Source organism: Streptomyces sp. NPDC017225 (assembly GCF_044331465.1).
In the GTDB taxonomy this organism is placed as follows: Bacteria; Actinomycetota; Actinomycetes; order Streptomycetales; family Streptomycetaceae; genus Streptomyces.
Window position 1 is genome coordinate 382,069 of record NZ_JBIRNE010000003.1, and the last position, 15,943, is coordinate 398,011.

The following is a 15,943-nucleotide window of genomic DNA, read 5'->3' on the forward strand; positions in this document are numbered from 1 at the left end:
CGGGCGCGCTCAGCGGCGCGGGGGCCGGGCCGGGTGCGCTCAGCGGCGCAGGGGCCAGGCCGTGCCCGCGTGGTCGCTCTCCTCGCCGGCGTGCCGGGCGCACGCGTCGGTGAGGGTCTCCAGCAGGGTCAGCGGGTCCGGCAGCGGGTGCTCGGGGCCTCGCACCCAGCGCACCGCCCGGTCCTCACCGGGCAGGCGGGCTGGCGGTACGAGGACGTAGGAGCCTCGGCAGTGCCAGCGCAGGCCGGGATGCTCGTCCATCGTCTCGGGGTGGCAGTCCAGCTCGCAGGGCCACCACTCGTCCTCCTGCGCGGGGGTGCCGCGGGTGAGGGTGAACAGGAGCATGCGGCCGTCGTCGCTCTCGGCGACCGGGCCGACCTCGATACCGGCGTCGAGCAGGCGCTGAAGCGCCTCGCGACCGGCCTGGAGGGGGACGTCGAGGACGTCGTGCACCATGCCGGTCGCGGTGATGAAGTTGGCCTCGGGCTGGTGGCGGGCCCAGCGCTCGATCTGCGCGCGGTCGGTGGTGGACTGCGTCTGCCAGGCGAACGACACCGGGTGCCGGGCGGGGGTGGGACAGCCGACGCGGTCGCAGGAGCAGCGGTATCCGGCCGGGTGCGCGGCGGGCGCCAGGGGCAGTCCCACACCGGCGGCGGCGAGCAGCAGATCCTCCCGGCCACCGTCACCGGCGGCCTCCTTGGGGCGGCGTCCGCGCAGCCACTGGGAGAGTTTGCCCTGCAGACCGCTCCGACCGCCGAACTCCGCGCTCATCTATCCCCTTCGCCTCGCCGTCGTGCGCACCAGCATGCCCTATGGTCGCACCATTCCGCGCTTCGGGGTCGGGAAGGGACAAACTTCCCTGGTCAGTCCTGGCCCTTCCCGGTCACCGCGGGGCGAGACCGTGGAGCGCGTAGTCGACGAGCGTGTCGGTGTACTCGTGGGAGATCGGCCCCGTGCGCTGCAGCCAGCGCTGGGCGAGCGGCGAGACGAAGAGTTCGAGGCCGATGCGCGGGTCGATCTCCGGACGGACCGCGCCCGTGTCCTGTTCCGCCCGCAGCCGGTCGGCGAAGAGCTGGAGCGACGGCTCCAGGAGCCCGGTCACGAACTCCCTGCCGAGCTGCTCGTTGACCACGCCCTCCGCGGCGAGGGCGCGGTAGGGGGCCTCGAACCTCGGGTCGCCCAGCTCGTCGACGGTGGAGCGCAGCACGGCCTTGAGGTCGGCGGCGAGGTCGCCGGTGTCCGGGATGCCGTGGCTCCGCTCCCCGGCGGTCTGCACGGCCTGCTCACCAAGGTCGAGGAAGGCCTCCAGCAGGACGTCGGCCTTCGAGGACCACCAGCGGTAGATGGTCTGTTTGCCGACGCCGGCGCGGGTGGCGATGCCCTCGATGGTGGTCCTCGGGTAACCGACCTCCGCGACGAGCGCGAGGGCCGCGCTGTAGATGGCCCGGCGGGACCGCTGATTGCGACGGGTGGCGTCGGGATGCTGCCGGTCGGGGGCGGGTGTCGGGACGTGGGCTGATTTCTGGGCGGCCATGGCTCGAATTTATCAGGTTGACAAGACGGTGCGTCTCGCCGGACAGTAAAGTCGAGAGAAAGAGCGAGACGCAACGTCTCGTATCGAGAGGAGAAGCCCATGGCCCGAGGTGGAGCCGGAAACATGCTGGGTGTCGGCGGCACACGCCGGACGCTCAGCCGCAACGCCCTGCGCGGCGGCGACCGGAACGGACGGATCGGCGGCGGACTGGACCCGCAGGCCCAGAAGCGGGAACTGCTGCGAAAGCTCCAGGCACGACAGCAGGAGCAGGACCGGCAGGACCAGCGCGACCAACCCGGCCGGCAGGACCGGAAGGAGCAGCAGGACCGGCGGGGAGCAGGCACCGCCGGCGAGGCGTCATGAGGGCACCGTGTCGGGGGCCGGCTCGTAACCGAGCCGGCCCCTCGTCGCGATCAGCAGGACCGCCGCCACGACGACGGAGCTGACCAGGAAGGTGTGGGCGGCGTGCTCGCGGCCCAACTCCGGGAACATGTCCGACCAGAGGACGGAGTTGAAGTTGTTGACCCCCACGTGCAGCAGCATCGTCACCGGCAAGCTCTGACCGGTGCGGTTGAACACCCAGGTCATCACCAGGCTGAAGGCGATCGTCGTGGCGACGAACTCCACCGGCTCCCACCAGGCCACGTCCGGGTACTCGGCCCACTCGGTCAGGAACAGCGGCAGGTGCCACAGGCCCCACAGCAGGCCGACGACCAGGGAGCCGAGCAGGGCGCCCGATCGGCGCTGGATGATCGGCATGGCGAAGTCGCGCCAGCCGGGCTCCTCGGCGAGACCGGTCGTCACCATCTGCATGATCAGGCCGGGCACGAACCCGGCCAGCGCCACCGCACCGGGCACGACCGGTGAGTCGCCGCCGACCACCGTCGCGGTCACGGTCAGCACCGCGGGCACCGCGACGATCACCCCGACGTACCACCGCCAGCCGACGCGCCACTTCGTCAACCGCCCCGCCCAGGCCCGCAACCCCGGCCGGCCCTCGGTCGCCGCGGTGACCAGCAGCGCCGACAGGATGGGGCCGAGGTAGGCACCGGGCAGCATGCCCAGCAGCTGACCGCCGGCCAGGCCGCCCGGGAAGGTGAAGCCCAGGACGCCCAGGCCGTTCCCGCCGAGGACGTACGGGGTCCACGCCACCCAGCTCAGCCCGAAGGCCAGGGCGAAGAACCAGGTCAGCGGGTGTCGGCGGAGGCTGCCCCGCAGACCGCGCGACCCGCCGTCCGGGCTGTCGTCGGGGCTGTCGTCGGGGCCGGTTCCCCGGCTCTCCCGGTGCGTGGGGGCGATGCGCGGCTCCGGAGCGTCTCCGGTGCCGGAGCCGGAGCCGGAGCCGGCCTGTGCGTGCGTGCTCACCGCGATGTCCTTTCGGGGTGGCTGAACCGATGTGCTGAACCGGTGTGCTGAACCATCGTGTTCAGCACACCAGTCGCACCCCCGGGAAACATTGCCGCGCACGCCCCGACCCGGAGTACAGCAGGCTGTACTCCGCGGGTCGGTGCGGGTTGAGGGCGGGTCGGTGCGGGTCGGTACCGGTCAGCGGGGCTGCGCCCGCGCGTTCTCCAGGTAGTGCAGGACGGCCGCCACGCGCCGGTCGACCTGGTCGGCCGGGGACAGGTCGAGCTTGGCGAAGATGCTGCGGATGTGCTTGTGGACCGCTCCGTCGGTGACGACGAGCCGTCCGGCGATCGCGCTGTTGCCCAGGCCCTCGGCCATCAGGGCGAGCACCTCGCGCTCACGGCGGCTCAGACGCTCCAGGCGGGTGTCCTGGCGGGTCCAGGTGAACAACTGGGCGACGACCTCGGGGTCGATGGCGGTGCCCCCGGCCGCGACCCTGCGCAGCGCCCGCATGAACTCCTCGACCCGCCCGACGCGTTCCTTGAGCAGGTAGCCGATGCCGCCCACCCCGCCGGTCAGCAGGTCGGTGGCGAAGGACTGCTCGACGTACGCGGACAGCACCAGGACGGCCAACTCGGGGCGGCGGCGCCGGGCCTCGACGGCCGCGCGGACGCCCTCGTCGGTGTGGGTGGGCGGCATACGTACGTCCAGGATGGCCACGTCGGGCTCGTGCTCGTCGATGGCGTCGAGCACCGACTCGCCGGTGTCCGCGGTGGCCACCACGTCCAGGCCCTCCGCGCGCAGCAACAGGGCGAGCCCCTCGCGCAGCAACGGGTCGTCCTCGGCGATCACGATCCGCAGGGCGCGGCTCGCGCCGTCGGTCGTGCCACGGTCCACTTCATGTTCCACGGGGGAGGTCCACTTCCAGGGTCGTCGGTCCGCCGGGCGGGCTGGCCAGGCGCAGGGTGCCGTCATGGGCCGCGACACGACGCCGGATACCGGTCAGACCCGAACCCCCGCCCTCGTCCGCACCGCCCCGGCCGTCATCCTCGATCACCAGCCGCAGCCGCCCACCACGCCCCCGCACCCACACCGCCGCCCGCCCCGCGCCACTGTGCCTCGCGACGTTCGTCAGCGCCTCCGCCACCACGAAATACGCCGTCGCCTCCACCGACGCCGCACACCGCTCGGGCACGTCCGCCTCCACCCGGCACGGCACCCCGCAGTCCGCCGCCAGCCCGGACAACGCCCCCGCGAGCCCACGATCCGCCAGCACCGGCGGCAGAATGCCCCGAGCCACCGCCCGCAACTCCCCCAACGCCTCCTCCGCCGCCGACTGCGCCCGCTCCAGCAGCGCGTCAGCACCGGCGGGATCACGCACCGCCATCCGACGCGCCGCACCCAGCAACACCGTCACCGACACCAACCGGTTCTGCGCACCGTCGTGCAACGACCGCTCGATCCGCCGCAACTCCGTCGCATGCGCGTCCAACGCCGCCGCCCGCGTCGCCGTCAGCTCCGCCACCCGCAACGACAGATCCGTACCCGGACCCGCCACCAGCAACCGCCGCCCCGGGCCCGCCTGCAACCCCGCCATGCCCGGCCCCAGCCCCAGGACGATCGCGATCCAGCCCACGCCCAGCAGCACCACCGCGACGGCGTCCGGCCAGGACTGCGCGGTACCGATGCCCACGGAGGTGGCCGTCGGCTCCCCGGGCCCGAGCCGCCACCACAGGGGGAAGGTGATGTCGCGGACGGCGAAGAGCGGGAGCAGGAGACCGAGCAGCCCCAGCAGAAGACCGAGGGTGGCGTGCCGGGCCAGCCAGCGCAGCTCACGCCGGGTGGTCCCGTCGGCCAGGGCGACCCGCAGCCGGGTGGGCGGCGGGTCGGGGGCGACGATCTCGGGCCCCCAGCGGCCGAGCCGCTTCCGTTCCGTCGCGGCGAGGGCGTGCAGCGCCCGCAGCGCCGCCGGGGCCATGAGCAGGCCGACGCCGACCAGGCAGGCCAGGGCGATGAGGGTGAACGCGCAGAGGAGGAACAGGGCGAGGACCGCCGTGCCGAGACCACCGGTGAGCTGCCGCACCGCCGCGAGCGCGGCGGAGAGGGTGGCGGTCACGGTGGCGGAGACGGACGGAGTGGCGGAGGCGGACGGGGTGGCGGAGGCGGACGGAGTGGCGGAGGCGGACGGAGTGGCGGAGGCGGACGGGGTGGCGGAGGCGGACGGGGTGGCGGAGGCGGACGGGGTGGCGGAGAGAGAGGCGGAGGCGGTGTCCCCCCGTCCGTGGAGCCGGTCGCCGGCCGTGCTGTCCCGTGGTGTCTCCATCCGCGCCTCCCTCAGTCAACGACCTTACTGGCTGGGCGGGTTGGACTCCGCCGGGGGCCAGGAACCGCCCCAGTCCGCGTCGCGTGCGGCCTTGTACAGGTCGCCGTGGCGCTTGGTGACCGTCCGGCGGCGAAGCTGCTCGTGCGGGCTGGACGGCGACGTCTCGCACAGGTCGAGCAGGACCTGGCCCTTGCGGATCTGCGGACGCCGGACCACCCGGGAGGGGGCCGGGGCGACCGGCAGGCGAGTGGCGGCGACGTAGCTGAACTTCTCGTCCTCGTAGGCGAGGGAGCCGCCCTTGACCTGGCGGTGCAGGGAGGAACGGCTGACCCGCGCGGCGAAGTGGCACCAGTCCGTGCCGGGCACGATGGGGCAGGCGGCGCTGTGCGGGCAGGGGGCCGCGACCTGGAACCCGGCGGCGATCAGCCGGTCGCGGGCCTCGATGACACGGGCGTAACCGTCGGGGGTACCGGCCTCGACGATCACGACGGCCCGCGCGGCGGTGGCGGCGGCGTCGACGAGCGCGGCGCGGTCGGGGCCGGTCAGCTCGTTGAGGACGTAGGAGACGGTGACGAGATCAGTGCTCTCGATGGTGAGCGCCGCTCCGATACGAGAGCGCTGCCAGCGTACGTCGCGCAGGGCGGGGTGGGCGGCGGCGATCTCCCGGCCGAGGGCGAGCGCGGGCTCGGCCCAGTCGAGCACGGTCACCGGACGCGCACCGCCCCAGGTGGCACCGGCGGCCCAGGTCGCCGCGCCGGTCCCGCCGCCGACGTCGACATGGCTCCCGGGCACCCACCCGGGCACGGCGTCCGCGAAAGCCGCCAGCGCCGACCGCACCGCGGCGAAGGTCGCCGGCATGCGGTACGCGGCGTAGGCGACGACGTCGGCGCGGTCACGCAGGATCGGGGCGTCGGTCGGGGTGTCCCCGCGGTAGTTGGCGATCAGCCGTTCCACAGCCTGGGCGGCCTGCCGGGGCGGCAGCCCGTCGACCAGGCCGGCGAGGGCGGCACGCAGGGCGTCGGCGGGGTTGGCGGGGTCGTTCACCCGTTGATTCTACGGGTCGGGTCATACGGGTCGGGCCGAGTGGGCCGACGGCGTACAGGGGCCCTCCGGGCGCCCTGCTCAGTCCTCCCTCACCTCAGTCCTCCCTCACCTCAGTCCTCCCGCACAGCTCAGTCCTCCCGCACCTCGGTCCCCCCGCACCTCAGTTCTCCCGCACCGCCCGCACGGCCCGCGCCACCCGCGTTGCCAGCGCCGCCCGGGGACGGCTGTCCGGGGCGCGGCGACGGGGATGGACCGTATTGGCGAGAAGGATCGCGAAGGTGTCCGTCGCCCGGTCGAGGACCAGCATCGTGCCCGTGAAGCCGGTGTGTCCCGCCGCTCCACGCCCCGCCAGCTCGCCCATGAACCACGGCTGGTCGAGGGCGAACCCGAGCCCCGGCTCGGTCAGGAGCAGTTCCACGAAGTCGGGGCCGAGGATGCGCGCGGGCCCGTACGAGCCGCCCGCGAGCAGCGCCCGGCAGAAGACGGCGAGGTCCCGGCCCGTCGAGAACAGCCCCGCGTGACCGGCCACCCCGCCCAGCGCCCACGCGTTCTCGTCGTGGACGACGCCCCGCAGCATCCCGCGGTCCGCCTTGGCCCACGGCCGCCGCTGGTACTCCGTCGCCGCCGCGCCCGGGCACGGCCCGAAGTGTGTCGCCGTCATGCCCAGCGGCCGGGTGATCCCGTCGCGGACCAGGACGTCGAGGCCGCGGCCGGTGATGCGTTCCAGGACCTGCTGGAGGAGCAGCATGTTCAGGTCCGAGTAGCAGTACGTGCCGGGCACCTCCACCGGCGGCTCCTCGCGCAGCCGGCGCAGCCGGTCCTCGCCGTCGGCACAGTCGTACAGCGGGAGTTCGGGCCGCAGCCCGGAGGTGTGGGTGAGCAGCTGCCGTACGGTGACGCGGTGTGCGGCGGCCGCCCGGAAGTCCGGCAGATAGGCGCCGACCTCGGCGTCGATGCCGAGCGTGCCCCGTTCGATCTGCTGCACGGCGGCGACCGCCGTGAACACCTTGGTGAGGGAAGCCAGGTCGAAGGGCGTGCCGACGGTCGCCTCCACCCGGGAGGGGGCGGGCAGCTCCACTCCCGTGTCGGTGCGCGGGTCGTAGGACGCATAGCGCACGGCCCAGCCCGCCGCCTCCTCGACGGCGAGCACGGGTCCGCGACCGACGGCCACGACGGCACCCGCCGCCCAGGGACGCTCGCCGGTGGTGAGGTCGTGCACCTCCTCGACGACACGGCGGAGCTGCTCGGGGTCGAGCCCGGCCCGCTCCGGCGTGTCACTGCGCAGCCTCGGAGCGCTCAGCTCTCCTCTCCCTCCCCGGTCGTACGCCTTGCCGTGCTTCCAGCGGTGCTTCCCGCCGTGCCTTCTTCTGCCGTGCCTTCTGCCGTGATTCCTGCCGTACTTCCCGCCGCGCCTTCTGCCGCACGCACTGTCGCCCGTCCCGTGGCAGGACGGCACATCCCCACCAGGAAGGCGAGTGCGATCAGCGCCGCCACCAGCTGGACGACGGCCATCGGCAGGGCGGTGTCCTCCCCCGCGATCCCGACGAGCGGGGAGGCGACGGCGCCGATGAGGAAGGAGGACGTGCCGAGCAGCGCGGAGGCGGATCCCGCGGACTTCTTGACCCGCATCAGGGCGAGCGCCTGGGTGTTGGGCATGCTGATGCCCATCGCGGACATCAGCACGAACAGCGCGACGGCGACCGGCACGAGGCCGACCTCGCCGAAGACGCCCAGGGTCATCAGCAGCAGGGCGGTCGCGGCGCCGATGACGATCAGGAGGCCGAGGCCCAGCACCCGGTCCAGCCGGACCCGTCCGACCAGGATCTTGCCGTTGATCTGTCCGACGACGATCAGGCCGATCGAGTTGAGGCCGAACAGCAGGCTGAACATCTGCGGGGAGGCGCCGTAGATCTCCTGGATGACGAACGGGGACGCCGAGACGTAGGCGAACAACGCGGCGAAGGTGAAGCCGCCCGCGAGCATGTACCCGGTGAAGGCGCGGTCGGCGAGCAGGCCGCGCATCGCGCGGACGGTGTCGCCGACGCCGCCCGCGTGCCGTTCGGCGGCCGGCAGCGTCTCGGGCAGCTTGGCCCAGACGGTCACGCCCAGCACCACCCCGACCACGGTGAGCACGACGAACACGCCCCGCCAGTCCGTGATGCGCAGGACCTGCCCGCCGATGAGCGGCGCGACGACCGGGGCGACGCCGGAGATCAGCATGAGGGTGGAGAAGAAGCGGGCCATGGCCATGCCGTCGTACAGGTCGCGGACGACGGCCCGGGCGATGACTATCGCGGCGGCGCCCGCGAGCCCCTGCGCCAGCCGGAAGGCGATGAGGAGTTCGACGGTGGGGGCGATCGCGCACAGGACGGTGGCGACGACGTAGGCGGCGAGGCCTGCCAGCAGCGGGCGGCGGCGGCCCCACTTGTCGCTCATCGGTCCTACGACGAGCTGGCCGAGTGCCATGCCGGCCAGGCAGGCGGTGAGCGTGAGCTGGACGGTCGCGGCGGGCGCGCCCAGGGACCGGGTGACCTCCGGGAGCGCGGGGAGGTACATGTCGAGCGCCAGCGGCGGCGTGGCGGTCAGGCTGCCGAGGATGAGGGTGACGAGCAGGCCGGTGCGGCGGGTGGCGCGCAGCGAGCGGGCGGCCGGTCCCGTCTCCGGTCCGGCCGCGTGGGGCGTGTGCGGTTGTGGGGCGGCCGGTTTCGGGGTGGCCTGATGTGAGGTGACCTGGTGGGGGGTGGTCGGTTGTTGGGTGGTCGGTTGCGGCGTGCGCCGTATGGACGGCCCGCGCTCGGGCATGTGCCCCTCCCTGTTCGACAGATCCGGCACCTATGCTCTCAGCTCGTACGGACTTGAACGAACAGACTCGAACGAATCTGAGCGAGGGTGGGGCAGGGTGTCAGCGGTGAGCGGGCAGAAGGTGCGCTGGGGGATTCTGGCGACCGGAGGTATGGCGGCGAGGTTCACGGCGGATCTGGTCGATCTGCCGGACGCGGAGGTCGTGGCGGTGGCCTCGCGGACCGAGGCCTCGGCGAAGGCGTTCGCGGAGCGGTTCGGGATACCGCGGGCGTACGGCGACTGGGAGACACTGGCGCGGGACGAGGACGTCGACGTGGTGTACGTCGCGACCCCGCACTCGGCGCACCGGACGGCCGCCGGCCTGTGCCTGGAGGCGGGGCGGAACGTGCTGTGCGAGAAGCCGTTCACGCTGAACGCGCGCGAGGCGGAGGAACTGGTCGCGCTCGCCCGCCGGAGCGGCAGCTTCCTGATGGAAGCGATGTGGATGTTCTGCAACCCGATGGTGCGACGGCTGAAGACACTGGTCGACGACGGCGCGATCGGCGAGGTCCGCAGTCTGCAGGCGGACTTCGGACTGGCCGGACCCTTCCCTCCCGCGCACCGGCTGCGGGACCCGGCACAGGGCGGCGGGGCGCTGCTCGACCTGGGCGTCTACCCGGTGTCGTTCGCCCAGCTGCTGCTCGGTGAGCCGTCGGACATCGCGGCGCGAGCCGTGCTCTCGGAGGAGGGCGTCGATCTCCAGACAGGTGCACTGCTCTCCTACCAGAGCGGTGCTCTCGCTTCGGTGCACTGCTCCATCACCGGCGGTACGCCCAACTCCGCCTCGATCACGGGCTCCAAGGGCCGTATCGACGTCCCGGACGGTTTCTTCTTCCCGGACCGCTTCGTCCTGCACCGGGACGGCCAGGAGCCGCAGGAGTTCCGCGCCGACCCGGCCGACGGGCACCGGGACAGCCTCCACCACGAGGCCCGGGAGGTGATGCGCGCCCTGCGCGCCGGTGAGACCGAGTCCCCGCTGGTCCCGCTCGACGGCACCCTGGCCGTGATGCGGACGCTCGACGCGATCCGGAACCGCGTCGGCGTCCGCTACCCGGGAGAAACGGGCGCGCACCCGGAAGAGACGGGCGCGCCGGTCGTCACGCCGGCTTGAGCCCCTGCTCCCCCACCTCCGTCACGAAGGACGCGGCGGTCGTGAGCGGCGCGCCCTCGGTGGTCACATGGGACACCGTCTTGAAGTCGGCGCGCGCCAGCTCACGGCCGAGCGACACCGTCGTGTAGCCGCGCCGTCCGTCGAAGAACCTCAGGTGCGGGTTGGCGGCCATGAGGGTGTCCCAGTTGGACGGCTTCTCCGCGCCGTCGCGGCCGCTGGTGACGGAGGTGGTGACGATCTCGGTGCCCAGGGTCCGGGACCCGGGGTCGTCGAAGTCGCGCTTGATGTCGAAGCCGTAGTGCACGTGCACGTCGCCGGTGAGGACCATCAGGTTCTCGACGCCGGCGGCCTGCGCGCCGGCCAGCACCCGCTCGCGGGAGGCCGGGTAGCCGTCCCAGGAGTCCATGGAGACCTTCGACGGCAGGGTGGTGGAGTTGTGGCGCCGGGAGAAGGTGACCTGCTGGGGCACCACGTTCCACAGGGCGTTCGACCGGTGCCAGCCGTTGATCAACCAGCGTTCCTGGGCGCCGCCGGTCAGCGTGCGCGAGGGGTCCTCGGACTTTGGCCCCGGGAACTGCCAGCCGTCGCCGTAGGCCTGGTTGGAGCGGTACTGCCGGGTGTCGAGCACGTCGAACTGGGCCAGCCGGCCCCAGTGCAGGCGGCGGTAGAGCCGCAGGTCGGCGCCGTCGGGCAGTTGCGGTCGGCGCAGCGGCATGTTCTCCCAGTAGGCACGGTAGGCGGCAGCGCGGCGGATGAGGAACTCCTCCGCCGGAACGCTGTTCTCCGGCGTCTCGTCGGCGTAGTTGTTCTCGGTCTCGTGGTCGTCCCAGGTGACGACGAACGGGTGCGCGGCGTGCGCGGCCCGCAGGTCGGGGTCCGACTTGTAGAGGGCGTACCGCAGTCGGTAGTCCTCCAGCGTCACCGTCTCGCGGTTGAACAGGGCGGGCAGGGTGCCGGCCGGATAGGCGCGGGAGCCGGCGACGTCGTTGACGGCGTACTCGTAGAGGTAGTCGCCGAGGTGGAAGACGACGTCCACGTCCTCCTGGGCGAGGTGCCGGTACGCGGTGTAGTAACCCTGGTCGTAGCGCTGGCAGGAGACCAGGCCGAAGGTGAGGTCGGACACCCGGCCGCGCTCGGCGGGCGCGGTGCGGGTGCGGCCGGCCGGGCTGACCCAGCGGCCGGCGCGGAAGCGGTAGTAGTAGACGTGGCCGGGGGCGAGGTGGTCGACCTCGACGTGGACGGTGTGGTGGAACTCGGGGTGGGCGGCGGTTCTGCCCCGTCTGACGACACGACGGAACCGTTCGTCCAGGGCCAGTTCCCAGCCGACGTCGACGCGTTTGGCGGGCAGCCCGCTGTCGGCCTGGTACGGGACGGGGGCCAGGCGCGTCCACAGCAGGACGGAGCCGGGCTGCGGGTCACCGGAGGCGACGCCGAGCGTGAAGGGGTCGTCGGTGAGCTGTGCCGCGTCGAGTTCGGCGGCGCTCGCGGTGCCGGCGCCCGGCAGGTTCACGGAGAAGGCGAGCGCGGCGGCGGCGCCGGTGACGGTCAGGAAGCGGCGGCGGCCCAGTTTCCGGGCGGCGGCACGGAGTTCGGGGGCGTGTGAGGGCTGGGGCCGGGGCTGGTGGTTCGCGGGTGTCATCCGTTCCTCCCCTTGCGGTGGTTGCAAGGGGCATTCGAATGGCCGGGGACGACGACCCCTTGGCGCGGACATGTCGAATTCACATCGGAAGGATGAGTTCCGCATGATCGGTCACGCGTACGCTGCCGACTCATGAACACCGTGAAAACCAATACCGGGGAACAGGCCGGCCAGGAGCATTCCGGCGAGACGCGCGTCGGCGGGGAAAGGACGCCGCGCGTCGCCGTCGTCACGGGCGCCGGGTCCGGCATCGGCCGGGCGGTCGCCGTCGAACTGCTGGCGGCGGGCTGGTCGGTGGCTCTCGCCGGCCGGCGTCCCGAGACGCTGGAGGAGACGGCCGCCCTGGCACCCCCGGGCAGCGCGACGGCACTCCCCGTCCGCGCCGACGTGTCACGACCGGCGGACGTGGACGCCCTGTTCGCCGCCGTGCGCGACCGCTTCGGACGACTGGACCTGCTGTTCAACAACGCCGGGACGTTCGGCCCGGGCGGTGTGCCCGTCGAGGAACTGCCCTACGAGGCGTGGCGGCACGTGGTGGACACCAACCTCAACGGCGCGTTCCTGTGCGCGCAGGCGGCGTACCGGCAGATGAAGGAGCAGGACCCGCGGGGCGGGCGGATCATCAACAACGGCTCGATCTCGGCCCACACTCCGCGCCCCCACTCGGTGGCCTACACGGCGACGAAGCACGCGCTGACGGGCCTGACGAAGTCGCTCTCGCTGGACGGCCGGCCCCACAACATCGCGGTCGGCCAGATCGACATCGGCAACGCGGCGACCGACATGACGGCCGGCATGCGGACCGGCGCGCTCCAGGCCAACGGGGAGACGTCGCCCGAGCCGGTGATGGACGTCGCCGACGTGGCGCGCACGGTGCGGCACATGGCGGAGCTGCCGCCCGAGGCGAACGTGCAGTTCGCGACGGTCATGGCGACGGCGATGCCGTACGTGGGACGGGGCTGAGCGTCCCACGCGCCGCCCTCGCCGTTCCGCCCCACCGAATGCGGTGGTTCCCGCGTGGGACCGCGGGACACGCACCGGTGGGCGGAACGGCTGCCGCGAGGACCACCGCCCGTGTCAGCGGCCCAGGGCCCGGTCGACGGCCGCCATCTGCTCACCGCTGAGCGGCCCCTTGGCCAGCGCGCCCGCGTTCTCCTCGGCCTGCGCGACGGAACGGAACCCGGGGATCGGCACGGTGCGCGGGCTGCGTGCCCACAGCCAGGCCAGGGCGCCCTGGGCGGGCGTACGGCCGTCCGCGGTGAGGACGTCCCTGAGCGCCTCGACCCGCGCCACCCACCGCGGGTCGGCGCCGGCACCGTCCCTGAACCCCGGCAGCCAGGCGGGCGGCCTGCTGCGGATGTCCCCGGACTCCAGGGCCCGGCTGCCCGCGTGTCCGCCGCTGAGCAGCCCCATGGCGAGCGGACTGCGGTTGACGCTCGCCAGCCCCGAGGCCTCGCACAGGGCGATCATCTCGGGCGCGTCCTGGAGCACGTTGGCCCGGTGCTGCATGGCCGCGCAGTGCTCCCCGGCCGCGAACACGGCGGCGCGCTCGGGGTCGTCCGTGCTCCAGGCGTAGGCCCGCACGAGTCCTTCCCGTACGAACTCCTCGCAGACGTCACGCAGTTCCGCCGCACGCTGTGGATCGACGTCGCCGAGGTGCAGCTGGTAGAGGTCGACGTGGTCGGTGCCCAGGCGCTCCAGCGACGCGGTGAGCGCTTTGCGGGCGTACGCCGGTGAGTCGTCGACGCCGGTGAGGGTGCGGGTGTCCGGGTCGAAGACGAGGCCCCACTTGGTGGCGACGACCACGTCGTCCCGCCGCCGGCCGAGGGCGCGGCCCAGCAGGCGTTCGCTGTGTCCGGTGCCGTAGACGTCGGCGGTGTCGAAGAAGGTGACGCCCAGGTCGAGGGCGCGCCGGATCGCCCGTACGGACTCCTCGTCGTCGACGCGGCCCCAGCCGAGCGGGTGCCCGTCGGTGTCCTGCCACTCCCCGCCGATCGCCCAGCAGCCGAACCCGAGCGCGCTGACCTCGATACCGCTGCGGCCGAGGGTTCTGGTGGTCCCGTTCTTTTCCATGCCGGGGACTCTAGGAATTGAAGCGCACACGAAGGCAAGGCCCGAGCGGACCGAAACGGACGCGGCCGGAGCGAAGAGGATGGGGCTGCTTCGGTCTGGTCAAAAGCGGTCCGACGCGGACCGACGCGGTCCGACGCGGCCCGTCGCGGACCGGAGCCCGGCGTGCGGGTGGGGGGCTACGCCTGCCCGGTCTCGAACCGCGCGATCCGCCCGTCCTCGCCCACGGTGAAGCTCCACCGCGTACGCATCTCGCCCCAGGTGTCGTTGCTGTAGCGGGCGATGAGGGCCCGCCCGCCGTTCGACTCGTTGTCGACCTCCATATGACCGTGGGAGGAGAAGATCTCCTGGTCGATCCACTGGTCGAGGTCCCTGTCGTCCCCGTCGTCGGCCATGGTGGCGTCCGGCGCGAGCAGCGCGAGGAAGGCCTCGCGGTCGTGGGCGTTGACGGCGGCGACGAAGGCGCGGACGGCCGGGTCGCTGAGTCGCGTGGTCTGAATGGTCATGCCGGCCAGCGTCACACCGCCCCCGGACCTCCGCCACCCGGCCCGCCACCCGGCCCACCACCCGAACGGCGCCCGGAGCGGGCCCGCGCGACGCGGGCGGGCGACGGTGGGGAGGTGAGCCGCCGCTGTCTGCGAGGGAGTCGACGTGAACTGTTCTGACCGGCGTGATCTGGGGCTGCTGCTGCTCCGGCTGGGTACCGGCGGCGTCCTGGCCGTACACGGCGCGCAGAAGCTGCTCGGCTGGTTCGGCGGCGGCGGGATCGAGGGCACCGGCGAGGCCATGGAGGCCATGGGCTACGCGCCGGGCCGGGCCAGTGCCACCGCGGCGGGCCTGGCGGAGGCCGGCGGCGGGGCACTGCTGGCGCTGGGCCTGGCCACCCCGGCCGCGGGTGCGGCGGCGGCCGGGGCGATGGCGGGCGCCGCGGCGGTGCACGCCCCGAACGGCTTTTTCGCCCAGGCCGGCGGCTACGAGTACGCGGCGTCGCTCGGCCTGACGGCCGTCGGCCTCGCGGTCACGGGCCCGGGCCGCCTCTCCCTGGACCACGCGCTCGGCCACACCGTCAACCGGAACTGGATGGTCCCGGTGGCGTTCGCGGCGACGGCCGCGGCCACGACGGTGATCGTGGGGGCGCGCAACAAGCGGGTACGGAAGGCGGCGGAGGGAGAGCAGGAACCTCTGTTCGACTGACACGGCGACCGCGTACCGCGTCCCCGGCCGCCCGTGGCAGGCTGCCGCGCATGAACGACGACCATCACGGCAGCGCGCCCGCCGACCTCTGGACCACCGTCGACGCCCTGTGGAAGTGGCTGGAGGCGGACGAGCCCGTCGACGGCAGGGAAGGTTTCCTGCTGCGCATGCTGAAGCTGTCCGAGGAGGTCGGCGAGGTCTCCGAGGCGGTGATCGGCGCGACCGGCCAGAACCCGCGCAAGGGCGTCACCCACACGTGGGACGACGTTGAGGCGGAACTGTGCGACGTCGCGATCACGGCACTGGTGAACCTGCGGACGCTGACACCGAAGGCCCGGGAGGTGTTCGGGCGGCATCTGGAGCGGGTGGCGAGGCGGTCACTGGGCACGCCGGGAGCCTGATCGAGCCGCCGCCGTCGACGGCTGCTCACCCGGCCCGGCGGAGCCGGAACGTGACGGAGCCCGGGAGTCGTATCCAGCTCCCGGGCCCCTGGGGATGCCACCCAATTGCGCACGCCGGCGGCGTTTAAGAGGACGGATCAGTCATCATGCCGTCGTGTTCTTCCTTTGAACTACCGCACCAGGTGAGAGGTGCAGGCGAGAGTCGAACTCGCATCCGACGGCGTTCGTCCGTCCCCGGTCGGTCCGGCGATCGGCGGCGATGCTGAAGCTGGAGCGAGAGTCTGAGATTGACGGCCCGGGCGATCGCCGCCCGCGCCACTTCAGGCTGAACCTCAGTTTCAGCTTGCGCTCACCGCGCGAACCGGTCCTCAGTCCGGCCCGCGCCTGTCGCGCACCCCCGCGCTCGCACGCGGGGGCGTTTGTGGAGGCTACCCGTGTC

16 protein-coding genes are annotated in these 15,943 nt (G+C 73.0%); 5 read left to right on the forward strand and 11 right to left on the reverse strand.

Annotated elements, in window-relative coordinates; all coding sequences use genetic code 11:
• Positions 1 to 39 precede the first annotated feature (39 nt).
• Together ACH4NX_RS08965 and ACH4NX_RS08970 are read right to left on the reverse strand one after the other, a co-directional pair.
• Entirely contained in the window at positions 40 to 771 is a 732-nt protein-coding gene (locus tag ACH4NX_RS08965; protein WP_351388535.1) for a bifunctional DNA primase/polymerase, read from the reverse strand.
• Positions 772 to 883: 112 nt separating this feature from the next.
• On the reverse strand, positions 884 to 1,534 hold the full coding sequence (locus ACH4NX_RS08970; protein ID WP_351388532.1) for a TetR/AcrR family transcriptional regulator: 651 nt from the start codon (positions 1,532 to 1,534) through the stop codon (positions 884 to 886).
• A 99-nt stretch (positions 1,535 to 1,633) separates the two neighbouring features.
• On the opposite strand from ACH4NX_RS08970, the gene ACH4NX_RS08975 reads away from it, so the two are divergent.
• Positions 1,634 to 1,897: a DUF6243 family protein gene (locus tag ACH4NX_RS08975; RefSeq protein WP_351388530.1), complete on the forward strand. Its 264-nt coding sequence runs from the start codon at positions 1,634 to 1,636 to the stop codon at positions 1,895 to 1,897.
• Here the strand turns inward: ACH4NX_RS08975 and ACH4NX_RS08980 are convergent.
• From ACH4NX_RS08980 to ACH4NX_RS09005, 6 genes are all read right to left on the reverse strand, one after another.
• Positions 1,892 to 2,899 carry a type II CAAX prenyl endopeptidase Rce1 family protein gene (locus ACH4NX_RS08980; RefSeq protein WP_398127781.1) on the reverse strand — a complete coding sequence of 336 codons (1,008 nt, stop codon included), beginning with the start codon at positions 2,897 to 2,899 and terminating at the stop codon, positions 1,892 to 1,894. The two genes, ACH4NX_RS08975 and ACH4NX_RS08980, sit on opposite strands and share 6 nt — an antisense overlap.
• 180 nt (positions 2,900 to 3,079) lie before the next feature.
• Positions 3,080 to 3,742, reverse strand: a complete 663-nt coding sequence (locus ACH4NX_RS08985; RefSeq protein WP_398127816.1) for a response regulator — start codon at positions 3,740 to 3,742, stop codon at positions 3,080 to 3,082.
• Between the two features lie 37 nt (positions 3,743 to 3,779).
• Positions 3,780 to 5,204, reverse strand: coding sequence for a sensor histidine kinase (locus ACH4NX_RS08990; RefSeq protein WP_398127782.1), 1,425 nt, complete (start codon positions 5,202 to 5,204; stop codon positions 3,780 to 3,782).
• Between the two features lie 24 nt (positions 5,205 to 5,228).
• Positions 5,229 to 6,248 carry a small ribosomal subunit Rsm22 family protein gene (locus ACH4NX_RS08995; RefSeq protein ID WP_351388523.1) on the reverse strand — a complete coding sequence of 340 codons (1,020 nt, stop codon included), beginning with the start codon at positions 6,246 to 6,248 and terminating at the stop codon, positions 5,229 to 5,231.
• Positions 6,249 to 6,408: 160 nt separating this feature from the next.
• On the reverse strand, positions 6,409 to 7,467 hold the full coding sequence (locus tag ACH4NX_RS09000) for a serine hydrolase domain-containing protein (protein ID WP_351388520.1): 1,059 nt from the start codon (positions 7,465 to 7,467) through the stop codon (positions 6,409 to 6,411).
• Positions 7,468 to 7,544: 77 nt separating this feature from the next.
• Entirely contained in the window at positions 7,545 to 9,050 is a 1,506-nt protein-coding gene (locus ACH4NX_RS09005; RefSeq protein WP_398127783.1) for a multidrug effflux MFS transporter, read from the reverse strand.
• Positions 9,051 to 9,156: 106 nt separating this feature from the next.
• Here ACH4NX_RS09005 and ACH4NX_RS09010 point away from each other — a divergent pair, with 106 nt between their 5' ends.
• Positions 9,157 to 10,200 carry a Gfo/Idh/MocA family oxidoreductase gene (locus ACH4NX_RS09010; RefSeq protein ID WP_351388516.1) on the forward strand — a complete coding sequence of 348 codons (1,044 nt, stop codon included), beginning with the start codon at positions 9,157 to 9,159 and terminating at the stop codon, positions 10,198 to 10,200.
• Here the strand turns inward: ACH4NX_RS09010 and ACH4NX_RS09015 are convergent.
• Positions 10,187 to 11,839: an alkaline phosphatase D family protein gene (locus ACH4NX_RS09015; protein ID WP_398127784.1), complete on the reverse strand. Its 1,653-nt coding sequence runs from the start codon at positions 11,837 to 11,839 to the stop codon at positions 10,187 to 10,189. The genes ACH4NX_RS09010 and ACH4NX_RS09015 overlap by 14 nt on opposite strands.
• Before the next feature lie 132 nt (positions 11,840 to 11,971).
• Here ACH4NX_RS09015 and ACH4NX_RS09020 point away from each other — a divergent pair, with 132 nt between their 5' ends.
• On the forward strand, positions 11,972 to 12,802 hold the full coding sequence (locus tag ACH4NX_RS09020; protein ID WP_398127785.1) for an SDR family oxidoreductase: 831 nt from the start codon (positions 11,972 to 11,974) through the stop codon (positions 12,800 to 12,802).
• Positions 12,803 to 12,916: 114 nt separating this feature from the next.
• On the opposite strand, the gene ACH4NX_RS09025 is transcribed toward ACH4NX_RS09020, so the two are convergent.
• Complete coding sequence (locus ACH4NX_RS09025; RefSeq protein ID WP_351388507.1) at positions 12,917 to 13,912, reverse strand: aldo/keto reductase; 996 nt, start codon at positions 13,910 to 13,912, stop codon at positions 12,917 to 12,919.
• Between the two features lie 176 nt (positions 13,913 to 14,088).
• Positions 14,089 to 14,415, reverse strand: coding sequence for a nuclear transport factor 2 family protein (locus tag ACH4NX_RS09030; protein WP_351388505.1), 327 nt, complete (start codon positions 14,413 to 14,415; stop codon positions 14,089 to 14,091).
• A gap of 145 nt (positions 14,416 to 14,560) precedes the next feature.
• Between ACH4NX_RS09030 and ACH4NX_RS09035 the strand changes: the two genes are divergently transcribed.
• Positions 14,561 to 15,103: a DoxX family protein gene (locus ACH4NX_RS09035; RefSeq protein WP_398127786.1), complete on the forward strand. Its 543-nt coding sequence runs from the start codon at positions 14,561 to 14,563 to the stop codon at positions 15,101 to 15,103.
• 50 nt (positions 15,104 to 15,153) lie between these two features.
• Positions 15,154 to 15,504, forward strand: coding sequence for a MazG-like family protein (locus ACH4NX_RS09040; RefSeq protein WP_351388500.1), 351 nt, complete (start codon positions 15,154 to 15,156; stop codon positions 15,502 to 15,504).
• Positions 15,505 to 15,943 lie beyond the last annotated feature (439 nt).

Excerpts from the sequence above, each read along its gene's own strand:
- ACH4NX_RS08965 (WP_351388535.1), bottom strand. The coding sequence starts at position 771 with ATGAGCGCGGAGTTCGGCGGTCGGAGCGGTCTGCAGGGCAAACTCTCC.
- ACH4NX_RS08970 (WP_351388532.1), bottom strand. The coding sequence starts at position 1,534 with ATGGCCGCCCAGAAATCAGCCCACGTCCCGACACCCGCCCCCGACCGG.
- ACH4NX_RS08975 (WP_351388530.1), top strand. The coding sequence starts at position 1,634 with ATGGCCCGAGGTGGAGCCGGAAACATGCTGGGTGTCGGCGGCACACGC.
- ACH4NX_RS08990 (WP_398127782.1), bottom strand. The coding sequence starts at position 5,204 with ATGGAGACACCACGGGACAGCACGGCCGGCGACCGGCTCCACGGACGG.
- ACH4NX_RS09005 (WP_398127783.1), bottom strand. The coding sequence starts at position 9,050 with ATGCCCGAGCGCGGGCCGTCCATACGGCGCACGCCGCAACCGACCACC.
- ACH4NX_RS09015 (WP_398127784.1), bottom strand. The coding sequence starts at position 11,839 with ATGACACCCGCGAACCACCAGCCCCGGCCCCAGCCCTCACACGCCCCC.
- ACH4NX_RS09020 (WP_398127785.1), top strand. The coding sequence starts at position 11,972 with ATGAACACCGTGAAAACCAATACCGGGGAACAGGCCGGCCAGGAGCAT.
- ACH4NX_RS09025 (WP_351388507.1), bottom strand. The coding sequence starts at position 13,912 with ATGGAAAAGAACGGGACCACCAGAACCCTCGGCCGCAGCGGTATCGAG.
- ACH4NX_RS09030 (WP_351388505.1), bottom strand. The coding sequence starts at position 14,415 with ATGACCATTCAGACCACGCGACTCAGCGACCCGGCCGTCCGCGCCTTC.
- ACH4NX_RS09040 (WP_351388500.1), top strand. The coding sequence starts at position 15,154 with ATGAACGACGACCATCACGGCAGCGCGCCCGCCGACCTCTGGACCACC.